Source organism: Tychonema sp. LEGE 06208, assembly GCF_015207505.1.
In the GTDB taxonomy this organism is placed as follows: domain Bacteria; phylum Cyanobacteriota; class Cyanobacteriia; order Cyanobacteriales; family Microcoleaceae; genus Microcoleus.
The window spans coordinates 1-14,541 of sequence record NZ_JADEWT010000143.1; the positions used below are offsets into that span (position 1 = coordinate 1).

The 14,541-nt window shown below is 46.9% G+C and carries 14 protein-coding genes and 1 tRNA gene; 8 read left to right on the plus strand and 7 right to left on the minus strand.

Annotated features, from left to right (window positions below; translation table 11 throughout):
- Window positions 1-952, plus strand: a 952-nt coding sequence (gene hemB, locus IQ263_RS25285) for a porphobilinogen synthase (RefSeq protein ID WP_228050351.1), incomplete at its 5' end; no start/stop codon positions are given.
- On the opposite strand, the gene IQ263_RS25290 is transcribed toward hemB, so the two are convergent.
- Entirely contained in the window at window positions 916-1,143 is a 228-nt protein-coding gene (locus IQ263_RS25290) for a hypothetical protein (RefSeq protein ID WP_194070866.1), read from the minus strand. The genes hemB and IQ263_RS25290 overlap by 37 nt on opposite strands.
- A gap of 176 nt (window positions 1,144-1,319) precedes the next feature.
- Between IQ263_RS25290 and IQ263_RS25295 the strand changes: the two genes are divergently transcribed.
- Window positions 1,320-1,808, plus strand: coding sequence for a GNAT family N-acetyltransferase (locus IQ263_RS25295; protein ID WP_194070867.1), 489 nt, complete (start codon window positions 1,320-1,322; stop codon window positions 1,806-1,808).
- 407 nt (window positions 1,809-2,215) lie between these two features.
- Here IQ263_RS25295 and IQ263_RS25300 read toward each other — a convergent pair whose 3' ends face one another.
- The 5 genes from IQ263_RS25300 to IQ263_RS25320 form a co-directional block, all read right to left on the minus strand.
- On the minus strand, window positions 2,216-3,151 hold the full coding sequence (locus tag IQ263_RS25300) for a sensor histidine kinase (protein WP_194070868.1): 936 nt from the start codon (window positions 3,149-3,151) through the stop codon (window positions 2,216-2,218).
- Window positions 3,152-3,176: 25 nt separating this feature from the next.
- Complete coding sequence (locus IQ263_RS25305; RefSeq protein ID WP_194070869.1) at window positions 3,177-3,770, minus strand: L-threonylcarbamoyladenylate synthase; 594 nt, start codon at window positions 3,768-3,770, stop codon at window positions 3,177-3,179.
- A 164-nt stretch (window positions 3,771-3,934) separates the two neighbouring features.
- Entirely contained in the window at window positions 3,935-4,852 is a 918-nt protein-coding gene (gene prmC, locus IQ263_RS25310; protein WP_228050352.1) for a peptide chain release factor N(5)-glutamine methyltransferase, read from the minus strand.
- Between the two features lie 445 nt (window positions 4,853-5,297).
- On the minus strand, window positions 5,298-6,143 hold the full coding sequence (locus tag IQ263_RS25315; protein WP_194012713.1) for a Tic22 family protein: 846 nt from the start codon (window positions 6,141-6,143) through the stop codon (window positions 5,298-5,300).
- Window positions 6,144-6,300: 157 nt separating this feature from the next.
- A tRNA-Pro gene (locus IQ263_RS25320) sits at window positions 6,301-6,374 on the minus strand.
- Window positions 6,375-6,623: 249 nt separating this feature from the next.
- On the opposite strand from IQ263_RS25320, the gene IQ263_RS28945 reads away from it, so the two are divergent.
- Window positions 6,624-6,767, plus strand: a complete 144-nt coding sequence (locus tag IQ263_RS28945; protein ID WP_228050353.1) for a hypothetical protein — start codon at window positions 6,624-6,626, stop codon at window positions 6,765-6,767.
- On the opposite strand, the gene IQ263_RS25325 is transcribed toward IQ263_RS28945, so the two are convergent.
- A complete protein-coding gene (locus IQ263_RS25325) occupies window positions 6,764-7,315 on the minus strand; it encodes a GNAT family N-acetyltransferase (protein ID WP_194012712.1) in 552 nt (183 codons plus the stop codon). The two genes, IQ263_RS28945 and IQ263_RS25325, sit on opposite strands and share 4 nt — an antisense overlap.
- A 643-nt stretch (window positions 7,316-7,958) precedes the next feature.
- On the opposite strand from IQ263_RS25325, the gene IQ263_RS25330 reads away from it, so the two are divergent.
- The 5 genes from IQ263_RS25330 (at window position 7,959) to IQ263_RS25350 (ending at window position 14,519) form a co-directional block, all read left to right on the plus strand.
- The gene (locus IQ263_RS25330) at window positions 7,959-8,684 is read left to right on the plus strand and encodes a hypothetical protein (protein WP_006631881.1); all 726 of its coding nucleotides are present in this window, start codon (window positions 7,959-7,961) and stop codon (window positions 8,682-8,684) included.
- Between the two features lie 88 nt (window positions 8,685-8,772).
- Window positions 8,773-9,639 carry an alpha/beta fold hydrolase gene (locus IQ263_RS25335; protein ID WP_194070870.1) on the plus strand — a complete coding sequence of 289 codons (867 nt, stop codon included), beginning with the start codon at window positions 8,773-8,775 and terminating at the stop codon, window positions 9,637-9,639.
- A gap of 372 nt (window positions 9,640-10,011) precedes the next feature.
- Window positions 10,012-11,115, plus strand: a complete 1,104-nt coding sequence (hrcA, locus tag IQ263_RS25340) for a heat-inducible transcriptional repressor HrcA (protein WP_445286302.1) — start codon at window positions 10,012-10,014, stop codon at window positions 11,113-11,115.
- A 1,099-nt stretch (window positions 11,116-12,214) separates the two neighbouring features.
- Complete coding sequence (metG, locus tag IQ263_RS25345; protein ID WP_194070872.1) at window positions 12,215-13,822, plus strand: methionine--tRNA ligase; 1,608 nt, start codon at window positions 12,215-12,217, stop codon at window positions 13,820-13,822.
- A gap of 91 nt (window positions 13,823-13,913) precedes the next feature.
- On the plus strand, window positions 13,914-14,519 hold the full coding sequence (locus IQ263_RS25350) for a LabA-like NYN domain-containing protein (RefSeq protein ID WP_006631885.1): 606 nt from the start codon (window positions 13,914-13,916) through the stop codon (window positions 14,517-14,519).
- Window positions 14,520-14,541 lie beyond the last annotated feature (22 nt).

Consider the following 14,541-nt stretch of genomic DNA (forward strand, 5'->3'; position numbering starts at 1 on the left):
CAACCATCCCCAACTCCGCCGGATGGTACGCGAAAATATCTTGACAACCAGCGATTTAATTTACCCTCTATTTGCCGTACCGGGGCAAGCTGTTGCCAAAGAAGTTACATCGATGCCCGGAGTTTACCAGCTATCGGTAGACAAAATCGTAGAAGAAGCAAAAGAAGTTTACGACCTCGGCATTCCCGCGATTATTTTATTCGGCATTCCTGCAGACAAAGATACAGATGCGACTGGTGCTTGGCACGACTGCGGCATCGTCCAACAAGCTACCGCAGCAGTGAAAGCCGCCGTACCCGATTTAATTGTCATGGTTGATACTTGTCTGTGCGAATATACCAGTCACGGTCACTGCGGCTATTTGGAAGTCGGAGATTTAAGCGGCCGAGTTTTGAACGATCCGACACTAGAATTGCTCAAAAAAACCGCCGTTGCTCAAGCTAGAGCCGGTGCAGATATTATTGCACCTTCGGGAATGATGGACGGTTTTGTCGGAGCAATTCGCGAAGGATTGGACAGTGCCGGATTTGAAGATATTCCTATCATGTCTTACGCGGCAAAATATGCCTCAGCTTATTATGGCCCGTTCCGGGATGCGGCGGATTCTGCTCCTCAATTTGGCGATCGGCGCACCTACCAAATGGATCCCGGAAACGGCAGCGAAGCTCTCAAAGAAATTGCTCTCGACATTGCCGAAGGCGCGGATATGCTGATGGTTAAACCGGCTTTAGCATACATGGACATCATCTGGCGCGTTAAGGAAGCAACCAACCTACCAGTTGCGGCTTACAACGTTTCTGGAGAATATGCGATGGTGAAAGCCGCCGCCCTTAACGGTTGGATTGATGAAGAAAGAGTAGTGATGGAAACCTTGACAGGATTTAAGCGTGCTGGTGCTGATTTGATCTTGACTTATCACGCCAAAGATGCGGCCCGCTGGCTGCAAAACTGAGCCCCACCTAATGCCCCAATACGTTTGGAGTCGGAATAACGGGCGGTTGAAACCGCCTCAGCGTCAAACCAAACCGATGCTAAGCGGGTTGAAGAAAACGAGGTAAAAATTACGCGCTCATCTTCTTCAGTCCGCAGAGGCAGACTTTGCTTGAGAAGAAGCTGTTTCAACCGCCGTCCGACTTTTTTCACAAGATTTACACAAAATAGTATTAATCATCACTGAAATTAGTTAGATAATATGTATGAATAACAATAGTTTTGTAAATCGGGAATTTAATCGTCGATAGTTCCCCAACAAAATCAACTATGCCGGTTAAGAAAGTAAAAGTAACAGAGTTTAGATAAAAATTAAAGGCACATTGAGCATGACATCAACCAGTAGGGATTCCAGTCACATTCAATTTTGCATAGAGCGCGATCGCGCGGACATCGTACAAATCCAAGAACTATTTAAAGCAGCCGCCTTTTGGGCGAGGGAACGCAAGATAGAAGATTGGGAAATTGCGATCGCCAACAGCGAACCAGTGGTAACAGTTTGGGATGCCTCGCGGGCGATCGGCTTTGCTAGAGCCACATCCGACGGCATCTATCGAGCCACCATCTGGGATGTCGCCATTCACCCAGATTACCAAGGTGCAGGACTAGGCCGCAAATTAGTCCAAACAGTCTTGAGTCATCCTCGGATGTGCCGAGTAGAGCGAGTTTACTTGATGACAACCTACAAACAAAGCTTCTACGAGCGCATCGGTTTTCAGCACAACGCCAGCACCACAATGGTACTTGAAAATCAGCTTCTAGACGAGAATATCGAATTAGAAATTAGCAAGGGCGAATTGCTAATTTCTAATTGTTAAACAAGCACAAAACTTAAACCAAAATCTCTAAATAGTATGGCGTGCAATGCACGCCATACTATTTACAAATAGTTTACCTCTTCCCTCCCTCCGTTAAATCAATTACACAATCTGTTTCCTTCTTCCTGATGACTAATAACTAATGATATCAAATCCGGTAGGATCGGAATGATTCAGATATATATCCTCTCCCTCTGTGTACTCTGTGTACTAATAAGGTTAAATCACCTGACGATGCAAGCGGAAACGATATGACTAATGACTACTGACTACTGACTAATGACTAATGACTAATGACTAATGACTAATGACTACTGACTAATGACTACTGACTAATGACTAATGACTAATGACTACTGACTAATGACTACTGACTACTGACTAATGACTACTGACTACTGACTACTTCACAAAGTTGCCAAAGGAATAGAACACTGAGTGCGATTAAAATTGGAATCTTCAGACTCAGAAGGCACAGCTAGAACCTCCAACTTTCCATTCATCAAACTTAATAAAGTCTGATTCATCAATAACCTCATGCCAGAAGACACCTTAGAATTATCGCTGTTGTTATTAGCATCCGATACCAAATCATGCTTTAGCAAATCCCAAGACTCGCTCCAAGCACTAATGGAACGCTGATCGTCCACCCAAATATGAACGCATCCAGATTCCGGCGAACAATGGGCCGAAACAGAAATACTCCCCTCATCCATCTGAGCAATAGCAGTATCTACCAAATTAACTAAAACTTGCCGAAATCTGGGCAAATCTGCCAATACATAAATCCCCGGATCGGGCGGCAATATCTCCAAACGAATGCTGCGATTAGCAGCTTGCAAGTAAGTTAAATCATCAACTTCATCAAAAACCTTAGCTAACTGAATCGGCTCAATATCCATCGTGTCAGTGCCGTGTTCAGTTTTAGCAACAGAGATAATTTCATCTATCAATTTCACTAGCTTGAGTGCTGCAACGTGAGCTTGTTCGACAAACTCTCGTTCCTCTGCAGGATCGTCGCACAAATCCGACAGAATTAATTGCAGCGTACCAATCATAGTGCTCAGGGGCGATCGCAACTCGTGAGAAGTTCGAGCCAAAAAGCCCCCCTTAAATAGACTCATCTCCGATGCCATCTGATAAGCCAATTGAGTTTGCTTCAGTTGCTCAGCCAAGGCATCAAACTTCTCTAAGTTAATTTCTTGAGGAGTTGGCGGCATAGGGGACACAGGTTCTGGCTGTTGCGAGCTTTTTTGTCGCCCGCGCCAAATCAAACTGCTTCCCCAACCCAGTCCTAATCCCATACCTAAATATATCAAGTCGCTCCAGCCGATCGGCGCCATATTGCTTTGCCTAGGAGTTTAGCTTTTAGCATTTTAGCTCGATCGCGCCCTGTCGCAAGATTTCCCAATCACCACCAGTCCATTTCGCCACAGTCGAAGGCAAACTCGAAGCTGTTGTTGCTGTTGTTAATTCAGCAGCAACTAATGTCAAGACTTCGGGAAACTGCGCTTCTATTTCTGCCACCGACGACCGAGGCGCTTGGCCGGATAGATTAGCACTGGTAGTAGCCAAAGGGCCTGTCTGCTCTAAAATCTTGAGGGCAAGGGGAAAATTAGGCACTCGTAGCCCTATTGTAGTCGGGTCGATCGGATTCATCGCAGCGGGAACTTTTGCCGAAGCTGGGAGCACCAAAGTTAACGCCCCAGGCCAATAGGATTGGGCCACTTGCTGCCAGAATGTTAATTCTGCCGGACTCCCCTGCACGTAAGGCCACAAAGCTTGGGATGATGCTGCCATCAAAATCAGCGGCTTGTCTTGACTGCGCTGTTTAGCTGCAAAAATCAACTCCGCGCGATCGGGCCGCGCAGCCAAAGCGGGTACAGTATCTGTAGGAAAACTGACAATACAATCTCCTGAAATTGCCCCTTGAATCAAGGAGTCGAGCGAAACTTGGGTCATCCGATTTTAGATGGTAGATTTTAGATTTTGCATAAATTTTTGATGCGAGCCTGTCAACCGCAGATTTCAGGCAGATAGACACAGATTAACGCAGATCATTTCAAGAGAGGAATGTGTATAAATCGAATCTTGTCTGTTTTAAAATTACAGCATATTTGGGCAATCTAAAGACGATAGGCTAAGGCAAAGCGATCGATTCCCGCTAAATCAGAAAATATCTGAACTTGACCATAACTCCCGTGACTTTCCAGCATATCAGCCACAGCCGTTTCTTGTCCCGCCATCATCTCAACCACCCAAACTCCCCCCGATTCTAAATAATCGGGAGCCGTTTCTACCAAATGCCGGATGCACTCTAACCCGTCAAAACCGCCGTCTAAGGCTAGGTGAGGTTCGTGCTTCAAAACTTCCGGTTGCAGAGTCAGCACGGTGCTGCTGGGAATGTAAGGGGGGTTAGACACCATGCCACTAACTTTGCCCTTGAGAAATTCTAGGGGTTCCCACCACAAACCTTGATAAAAATTAACTCGCGAGCCAAAACCCAAATTCTCAGCATTTTGTCGAGCCACTGCCAAAGCTTCCGAAGTACAATCTACTGCATAAACTGTAGCATTTGTCAACTCCGAAGCTAGACCGATCGCGATCGCCCCGCTACCCGTACCCAAATCCACCCAATGCGATTTTGGATCGATTGAACAACTTTTAACAGCATCCACAGCCAAATCGATCAGCAATTCCGTTTCAGGACGAGGAATGAGCACCGCCGGCGTTACTTTCAGCGAAAAATTCCGCCAATGTGCGACTCCCGTCAAATACTGCACGGGCACCCGTTCCTGCAAGCGCTGCTCCCACAATCGATCGAGTTCAGGTAAAGACAACTTTAATTCAATTTTTGGCAAATCTTTAAACGACTCCAAACGCAGAGCCAATTTATCCAAACCTGCCAGCTCTTGCAGCAGCCAGTCGAGTTCTGAATTGGGAATGTCACAGGCGATCGCCTCCGTCTTAGCTTGATTCACCCACTGCCACAACTCTAAACCGGAAACAAACATCAGATTTTTTAGTAATTGAGAATTAGTCATTTGTTATTTGTTATTTGTTATTTGTTATTTGTTGTTTGTTGTTTGTTATTTGCTATTTGTTATTTGCTATTTGTTATTGGTTGTTGGTTGTTGGTTATTTGTTGTTGGTTATTTGTTGTTGGTTATCAAAAAAGTGAGTATAGCCCTAGGCCCTAGGCCCTAGGCCCTAGGCCCTAGGCCCTAGGCCGCATATTACCTCATATGAGAGCTTGAAAGGCTATAGTCATTAGTCATTAGTCATTAGTCATTTGGAATTGGTAAATAGTAGGTTGAGTCGAGCAGTCCAACCTACTAACTTAATCCTGAATGCAAAACCTAATTATGTAGGCTTCGATCCACACCGCACCTTACCGCTATTATCAGTAGTGCATGAAACCACTTCTTGCGTAAATTCTGTCTGTAACTAATGACTACTGACTAATGACTACTGACCAATGACTAACAGTTAGCGAGTCGGTCGAGCTGGAGCCGGAGAGGCTGGAGCCGGTCGAGCTGGAGCCGGAGAGGCTGGAGCCACCTGTGGATTTTGGCCAGCACCGGCGGGTTGGAGCGATCGCACAAATTCCAGCGACTCCCGCGACGGCACCAAAATCATTTGGGTCAAAAACTGGTCGTTTTCAGTACGCAGAGCTTCCAAAACGCTTTCCAAGTTCACAACCTCAATCTTAATCGAGGTCGTTATGTTGGGTTGCTGCTGCTTAAAACGCTCCACCATTCCCAGCAATTCTTCCTTATTAAAAAATAAAGGAATCACCTCTTGCTGGCCCCGTTGAATCGTCAAATAACCATTTTCCGCGCCCCCTCTGGCCAAAAACAGGGGTACACCGTTGAATTCGTTAACTTGTTGCCCAGTCTGCTGAAGTACAGTTTTAGCCGACTGCACCTGCTGCGGAGCCGGCACAAAAGCAAACTGCACCTGATCCGGCTTGCCTTTATTGGCTTGAGTGATTTGATAAATTTCCCCCAGCGACACCGGCATCACGCGCACCGATGCAGCCAACTGAGGATTTCTGGTTTTGAGCTGATCGACAAAAGCTTGAGCATCTTTCTGGCTGATAAAAATTCCCGCCACCGAAGCATTGCCAGTTTGACCTTGACCTTGTTTGGGTACAGAAGCGATCAGGGGCGCACCTTGAGCGTCTGTAATTGTAAATACTGGCACCGATCGCAATTTTTCCAAAATTTGTGGTTCGGGAATTGCCAGTGCAGACATCTTACCCATTGGCTGTGGCCCTAGCAGAGCGCAGCCGACAATTCCCAATATTGCGCCGAAACGAACTAATGATTTCATGTTTTTCCACCAGGAGCAGTTCTGAAACACATTAACGCAAAGACTGACACCTTGACACGATCGGCAAAAACTGCCTTAATCTGTTTACATTTTGACTAAATGTAAACAGATTGAGACTGTTTCTGTTTCAATCTATCTATTATTTAACATTGTGCGATCGGGATGACAGGATTTGAACCTGCGACATCCTGCTCCCAAAGCAGGCGCGCTACCAAGCTGCGCTACATCCCGTTGTGATAGTTAGCTATCCTTTAACTATTAACACACAACACCCTCAGTTTGTCAAGCTTTTTTTATTTTAGCTTTGGGTGCGGGGCCGAAGTTACCTTCAGTTTTTGCTGTTTGACAATAGTTGCACCACTTCAAAGCAGCCATGCTGCGAAACATCAGGAGCGTAAATGACCCCGCCCAAACACGGATACCGTTTCCCGCAGGACTCTCGCGAACAGGTAAAAATTTGAGACCAAAGTTCCTGCTTTGGTGATTCACCCAGCAGCAAGCAAATCTTCAATACCCGAATCGACTTACCGCAGCGCAGGGGGCGAGGAGGTGTTAGCAGCGTCGATCTTGAATGCTGGACTTTGCTCTCAAAAAATCAACGCCGATTTGCACCTGACTGGCTAATCTGGATACCAAAACATACCTTTAATCCCCTCCGGATCGGACATGAAGCCCAAATTTCGGTAAAAATCCACCACTTGAGGGTCAGCAAATAAGGTAATGTTGCTGATATCTTCACTGCGGAGTTTTTTAATGATGTATTGCATCAGCGCTTTGCCCATGCCTTTACCCTGGTAGTCAGGATGAACTACCACATCCCAAAGCGTGGCATTAAAAGCATGGTCTGAAGTCGCTCTGGCGAAACCCACCAGCCGTCGCTGGTTGCCCCGCATCTCCCACATAGAGACGACTAGGAAGCTGTGCACAATAGCTTTTTTGACTTTACGCAGGGGACGGCGAGACCAACCCACTGCATTACAAAGTTCTTCGAGTTCGTAGAGATCGATGTCCCGATCGCAACTGAAAAAGATGCGAGCGTTGCCACTGGCGGGTTTGCGAAATGTTGGGGAAAGCGGATCGCCTAACCCGACGGCCACATCTTCCTCAAATTCCGCTGTTTGGGATACAGAGGCAGACTCAGGACTACTAAATAAGTTTTTCCAAAAACCCATGCAGGCGCGGTTGAGGTAGTAGAAGTTGGACTACGTGAAAGAAAACCCGACAGACAAACCCACTCCGAGCGGCGTGGGATAAATTACGGGTAGCCTTTTGAGCAACAGTTTACGGTAAACTCATCTTACGCCGAAAGCAGCGATTTGTCGTCTAACATTGAGTCTGAGCTTTTTTTGATTCTCGTCAAGTGAGGGAGAAATGTTCTGCAAGCCTGTGCTCGAACAATCCGCTCTTAAGGTAAAATTTGTTGCTGGCTCACGACAGAGGCATTTTGGGAATTGCTTCTTTTAAGTGCTGCCGATCGCGCCGGAACTTATACGCTGGCTGGGAAATACGACCCGAAGATCGCAACCATGACCTTCTGGTAATACATTCTCACACAGATTTTACCCACCCAACAACGGATACCGTGCCACTTACGACCGTCGTGGAGAGATAGAAATTTTAGACAAGAGTTCCAACTCCCAGATTCATCTGTGGAGTAAATCTACAATCTAAAATCTACAATCTAAAATCTACTGACCTCTGGTTTTAGTTTGGAGGCGATCGCAATTTAAGTCGAATCGTCAAATCGAAAATCCCATTGCCATAAGGCATGGGAGAGCAAATACCTAGTATATCTCCCGCACCTTCCCCTCAATTATGGCTTCGGGTTTAAAACCATCTACCCTAGAACTTCTCAAGCGCTTTAACCGAGCGTTTCCACAGTTTTACGAGCAATTTGTTAGTAGTGAAATCCAACTGCAAAACCTCAAATTAGCTTATCAGCTTTACAAAACTCGGCAAGCAGTCATCGAAATCAGAGCCGAAGGTAATAAAAGTGCCCTGCATTTTGCTTACCGGAACCAATCTTTTCTCCTGAGCGACATTTTTGGAGTATTGGCGGCCTACGGGCTGACCATTCACAGTCTGAGTCTGTACGGTCAAATTTACCCGCCAATGCTGGTATTTATCAAATTGGTAGTATCTCGCGGCGGCAAGGTGCTGGCAGATAAAACAGCAGAAAATGTCTGCAGGGCAGTTCGAGAGGCCTTGGCGGGGCATTTTGAGGTTGAAGAGATGTTGGCTGTGGAATTTAATCTAGACGCGGGTTTGGAAGATGTGGCAACTGAATTTTACGTCGATCCGGTTTTCCACTTGCCAGCTTTGCTGATAGAAGCTGATAATCAGCCTGGACTTTTTTACAAAGTTATGTATGCCATCTGGCAAGAGGATTTGTTGGTGGTAAATGCTAATTTGCTGGTTTGGCGGGGGCGAACTCGCCTGATTCTCTACTTGTTGGGGCCCAATGAAAGTTTGATTCCTGAGTATCTGGGGCAGAAAATCGCTGAGGGGGTGCGACAAAGATTGCTGGGCGAGCGATTTTAGGTGGTTGGCAGTTGACTGTTGGCAGTTGGCAGTTGGTAGTTCGCGATCGATCTGTTCTTGAGCGTTGATTTCGGGATAGGATAAATGTATGGCAACCATCGACATCCTAGGGGTTCGGCACGCTTGCGATTTGACGGCTCCGACTGCAACTTCTCCGGTTCTGGTATTTGTCCACGGCTGGCTGTTAAGCCGCCACTACTGGCAACCTGTGACCGATCGCTTGGCACAAAACTATCAGTGCTTGACCTACGATTTGCGCGGGTTTGGCGATTCTCAACCGGACGGCGACGGTCATCCGGGGCCTTCGGAACCGCTCGATTCCTGCTACACTCCCGCAGCTTACGCTCGCGATTTGGAAATTTTACTCGAAAAACTAGATATTTCTAATGCTTGGTTGGTGGGACACTCTCTCGGCGGTACGATCGCTCTTTGGGCCGCCGGCCAATTTTCCGATCGCGTTAAAGGTGTCGTCTGCATCAATGCAGGCGGCGGCATCTATCTAAAGGAAGAATTCGAGCGCTTTCGAGCGGTCGGCAAGCAGCTAGTGAAAATGCGTCCCCGCTGGCTGTCTCACTTGCCGCTAGCAGATTTCGTGTTTGCCCGCGATTCTGTGGCAAGATCGATCGGCAGATGTTGGGGAAGGCAGCGCTTGATAGATTTCGTGGCAGCCAATCCTGACGCAGCTTTGCGGGCTTTGTTGGACTCCACCACAGAAGCGGAGATTCACCTCTTGCCGCAAATAGTGTCCCAACTCAAGCAGCCTGTTTATTTTATTGCCGGCAGTAAAGACAAAATTATGGAACCAAAATACGTGCTGCATTTGGCTAGCTTTCACTGGATGTTCCAAGGTTGCGGCGAGAATGTCCTTCAGATTGATAGCGGTCATTTGGCAATGGTTGAACAGCCAGATGCAGTGGCTAGTTACTTGCAAAATATTCTTCACGAACACGCTTAAAGGGCATGGGGCATCGGGCATCGGGCGAGCGCGAAGCGGAGGGATGGCGCATCGGCCCGCGCAGGGCATGGGGCATGGCGCATAGGGCATAGGGCATGGGGAATTGGGGCATGGGGCATCGGCCCGCGCAGGGCATGGGGCATCGGAGGTTATTGGTAACGAATAACCAATAACCAATAACGAATAACCAATAACGAATAACCAATAACCAATAACGAATAACCAATAACCAATAACGAATAACCAATAACAACTGACTTCTTCCTCAACCTAAAATCTGTTATGTTAATTAGATAACTCTGCCCGATCGCCCTCTCGACAGAGATTTTCAATCAATAGTGGCTTTCAACTGTAAATTGTAATTCTACTTAAATATCTGTGCGCGTTAACCTCACCGATCGGCAACAACACATCCTTTGGGCAACGGTTCGCCACTACATAGCTACAGCGGAACCCGTTGGCTCAAAAGCTTTGGTTGACGAATTCAACCTCAGCGTCAGCCCAGCTACAATTCGCAATGCTATGGGGACTCTAGAAAAAGCTGGACTGCTATATCAGCCCCACACTTCGGCAGGACGAGTCCCCTCTGATTCCGGCTACAGAATTTATGTAGACCAGTTGATTCAGCCCTCTGATACCCTAGCCCGCAAAGTTGAACAGGTACTAGACCAGCTCAACTGGTCAGACGGCCGCATGGATGCCGCACTCCGCGGCGCTGCTCAAATCCTGGCAACTATCAGCGGTTACATTGCCATGATCACGATACCGCAAACCAATACGGCTTGCTTGCGCCACTTGCAACTGGTGCAGCTAGAGGCGGGAAAAGTGATGCTGATCGTGGTGACTGATGTTTACGAAACTCATTCGGTGTTGGTGCAGTTACCCAAGCACGCAGATGGTAGCTGGCCAGATGAGGAAATTGTCGATCGCCAATTGCAGATTTTGTCAAATTTTTTGAACAGCAAGCTGCGGGGGCGATCGATCTCGGAACTCTCAACTGTAGACTGGAGCGAGTTAGACCGAGACTTTGAACTCTACGCAGAATGGATGGAAACCATGCTGGCTGCTTTGAGCAGCCGCCAAAGCAATCCCACCTACACGCGAATTCTGATCGGCGGTTTGGCAGAAGCCCTGCGCTTACCTGAGTTTTCGCAGTTGCAGCAAGTTCAAACCCTCGTGCAATTGCTCGAACAAGAGCAGGAACTGCTTTGGCCTTTGATTTTTGAATCGCCGGATTTGGAGAAGTCAGGGAAGCGGGTAACGGTGCGAATTGGCTCGGAAAATTCCTTAGAACCAATTCGCGGCTGTACTCTGATTTCTTCGATTTACCGCCGGGGATCGGTGCCGGTGGGTAGTGTTGGGGTTTTGGGGCCGACGCGGATGGTTTACGAAAATGCGATCGCGGTGGTCGAAGCTGCAGCAGATTATTTGTCGGAAGCTATGGGCGGAAATCGAGTTAATTTTCCAGAAGGATAAGCTGTCACGGCATTTAAATTTAATTTTGGGGCGGGGTAAGAGCGCCCGCCCGACTCATGGTTTCAAGAAATAGGGTTTTGAAAGTTAGAGCCCACATTCGGCACCCTCAATTGTTGCTCGTTACGAATAAGTAGTAAGACACAATTAATTACACAAAACTCTGGGCTACAAGCCTTGCCTAGTAAAGAATCAGCAAAAAATCAGTGTGTAATTAATTCTGTCCAATTACTTAAGAGCCTGGTAATGCAGATAGGCAAGGCTCTGCTTCTCTTTACCTCGCGGCTTGTGGAAAGAGAAAAGCGCGGCCGATGTTTAAGTTATTAAATTTTTGTTCCTTATATCCCACATTCGACACCCTCAACCGTTACGTTCGGTTTTTACGGTTTTAGATATAGCATTTAAGCTATAAATTATACTTTAAACCGTATATTTACGCAAACAAATCGGGAAAAAGCCCGATCGCTCGCTGAAAAAATCGATTGTTCTCAGTGATTGCACGGTGAAACAGCCAGGGTACGGAATATGGGTTAATACCTTGTTAGATGCACGCTAATGCGATCGCCCGAAGTTTAAGTAGTTTGGCTTTTTTTGTGCCCCAAAGCCGCTTGCAACATCGAAAAAACCAGGGTTGATTGACAAAAAATCTTGGTTTTCAGGTTCTGGTTGGGCCAATAAACTAAACCACTCGCGCTTCACGAGAGATTTTTATTCTAAAAAACTGGGTTTCTGCCTCCCTGGGTCGATCGAAAACAGTAAGGATTTGCAGGCGATTAAGAGCTCGATAGCTTAGTTTCAGGCTGGGAGATGGCAAGTGGGGCGATCGCACCTTGGCCATCCAAAAATTAAGGAAGCGGGACAGAGAATCCTAGGGAGGCACAAGTCAGTAAAATTTCAAAATATTAAGACATTTTAGAGAGTTCGTCAAAAACAACTAAAAAAGATTAGTGTTGATATGAAAGCTATATTTCTTTTGGAAATAGCTCTGGTTAGACAAATGCAAATAACTTGCAGTAAATTTAGCTTGATTGCGGCTCCATCAAAGATTTAAACGCTGAGTTAAGATCGAAACTCAATTTAGGGAATTTTCTTTTAGCATTCAATGAAATCGACCGATCAAACTAAGAATACCTTTGCAATCACAACGCCTCTGTACTATGTAAACGATTTACCTCACGTTGGCAGCGCTTACACGACTATGGCCGCAGATGCCCTAGCCAGATTTGAGCGGCTGCGGGGCAAATCGGTCTTGATGATTACCGGGACTGACGAACACGGGCAGAAAATTCAGCGCACCGCCGAGAGTTTGGGACGATCGCCCCAAGCTCACTGCGACTTAGTAGTTCCGGCCTTTGAAACGCTGTGGGAACAACTCGATATCCAGTACGATCGCTTCATCCGCACAACTTCGCGCCGCCACGAGTACATTGTCAAAGAATTTTTCCAGCGCGTCTGGAACTCCGGCGACATCTACTTGAACCAGCAACAAGGCTGGTACTGCGTCTCCTGCGAAGAATTTAAAGATGAGCGGGATTTGTTACCGGGAAATCGGTGTTCCGTCCACACCAGCAAGGAAGTTGAGTGGCGCGACGAAGAAAACTACTTTTTTCGCCTTTCGCGATATCAAGACCAACTACTGGCCTTGTACGCAGAACGTCCCGACTTCATCGCCCCGGAAAGCCGGCGCAACGAAGTGCTCAGCTTCGTCAACTCCGGCCTGCAAGACTTTTCGATTTCGAGAGTGAATCTCGAATGGGGCCTGCCGATACCGGTTGATTCGAGTCACACCATTTACGTCTGGTTTGACGCTTTGCTGGGATACGTCACAGCCTTGCTAGATCCGGACAGCGATCCGATGTTAGAGAATGCTTTATCGAAATGGTGGCCGATTGACCTACACTTGATCGGCAAAGATATTCTCCGCTTCCACGCAGTTTACTGGCCCGCAATGCTGATGTCAGCCGGTATATCGGTGCCGGGCCGCGTCTTCGCTCACGGTTTTTTGACCAAAGACGGCAAAAAAATGGGGAAATCGGAGGGAAATACTTTAAACCCAGTCGAATTGGTCAATAAATACGGCGCTGATGCAGTGCGTTACTATTTCCTCAAAGAAATTGAGTTCGGAGAAGACGGCGATTTTAACGAAACTCGGTTTATCAATATATTGAATGCTGAGCTAGCAAATGATTTGGGAAATTTGCTCAACCGCACCTTAAACATGGCTCGCAAATATTGCGGAGGCTCAGTGCCCAATGTATCAGCAGATAACATTTCCGGCGACAACCTTCTCAAGAGTATGAGCCTGGATTTGGGCGATCGAGTCGCGGGTTTTTACGAAGAATTGGCTTTTAGCAAGGCTTGCGAAGCTGTACTTGCATTAGTGAGAGCCGGGAACAAGTTTATTGACGTACAAGCACCTTGGAGTTTGTACAAGCAAGGACAGCTCGAAAGTGTCCAACAAGTGCTATATTCTGTTCTGGAATCTGTTAGACTGGCATCTTACCTTTTATCGCCGATTCTTCCTAATATCAGCAACGCTATCTATCAGCAGCTAGGTTTTTCAATTGACTTTAACGATCGGGTTGCCGTTAACAGTTCAGCGACTTTTGCAGTTCATGCTGCCTGGGGCGCAATGCCAGCCAACCAAACTCTGGGGGAACCCCAACCAGTGTTTAAGCGGCTCGAACTGTTGGAAACATTACCGTCATAGTTCGCAGCCAGCGATCGGGGTGCTATGACAGATTATGAATTAGCACTTTTTTCCTTAACCAATCTTTCATAAAAATTGAGGCATAACAATCATGTTGAATAGAATAGAAAGCAACGACCTTTTTACACCGGAACAGGTTCTCGAAAATCGGGGTCGAGTAGCAATTTTTATTGACGGCTCTAACCTTTTTTACGCGGCTTTACAGTTAGGCATAGAAATTGATTACACTAAGCTATTGTGCCGTTTAACAGCCGGTTCACGGCTGTTACGCTCTTTTTTCTATACTGGTGTCGATCGCACTAACGAGAAACAGCAGGGGTTTTTGCTGTGGATGCGTCGCAACGGCTACCGAGTGATTTCTAAGGATTTGGTGCAGTTACCAGATGGTTCTAAGAAAGCCAATTTGGATGTAGAAATTGCTGTGGACATGATGGCTTTAGTCGGGTCTTACGACACAGCGGTTTTGGTCAGCGGTGACGGCGATTTGGCCTATGCTGTGGATGCTGTGAGCTATCGCGGTGTGCGGGTGGAAGTCGTGAGTTTGCGATCGATGACCAGTGACAGTTTAATTAATGTAGCCGATCGCTACATCGATTTAGAAATGATTAAGGATGACATCCAAAAAACATCGCGCCCTAACTATGCTTACCGCCCGCTGTCGGGTCTAAGCTTGATGGAAGAACACGACGACAGATAGGGAATGGGGAATGGGGAATGGG

Bases quoted from the DNA above. Each gene is read 5' to 3' on its own strand.
- IQ263_RS25315 (WP_194012713.1), bottom strand. From the start codon at position 6,143: ATGAAATCATTAGTTCGTTTCGGCGCAATATTGGGAATTGTCGGCTGC.
- IQ263_RS25305 (WP_194070869.1), bottom strand. From the start codon at position 3,770: ATGACCCAAGTTTCGCTCGACTCCTTGATTCAAGGGGCAATTTCAGGA.
- IQ263_RS25300 (WP_194070868.1), bottom strand. From the start codon at position 3,151: ATGGCGCCGATCGGCTGGAGCGACTTGATATATTTAGGTATGGGATTA.
- prmC (WP_228050352.1), bottom strand. From the start codon at position 4,852: ATGACTAATTCTCAATTACTAAAAAATCTGATGTTTGTTTCCGGTTTA.
- IQ263_RS25335 (WP_194070870.1), top strand. From the start codon at position 8,773: ATGGCAACCATCGACATCCTAGGGGTTCGGCACGCTTGCGATTTGACG.
- IQ263_RS25330 (WP_006631881.1), top strand. From the start codon at position 7,959: ATGGCTTCGGGTTTAAAACCATCTACCCTAGAACTTCTCAAGCGCTTT.
- IQ263_RS25350 (WP_006631885.1), top strand. From the start codon at position 13,914: ATGTTGAATAGAATAGAAAGCAACGACCTTTTTACACCGGAACAGGTT.
- IQ263_RS25325 (WP_194012712.1), bottom strand. From the start codon at position 7,315: ATGGGTTTTTGGAAAAACTTATTTAGTAGTCCTGAGTCTGCCTCTGTA.
- metG (WP_194070872.1), top strand. From the start codon at position 12,215: ATGAAATCGACCGATCAAACTAAGAATACCTTTGCAATCACAACGCCT.
- IQ263_RS25295 (WP_194070867.1), top strand. From the start codon at position 1,320: ATGACATCAACCAGTAGGGATTCCAGTCACATTCAATTTTGCATAGAG.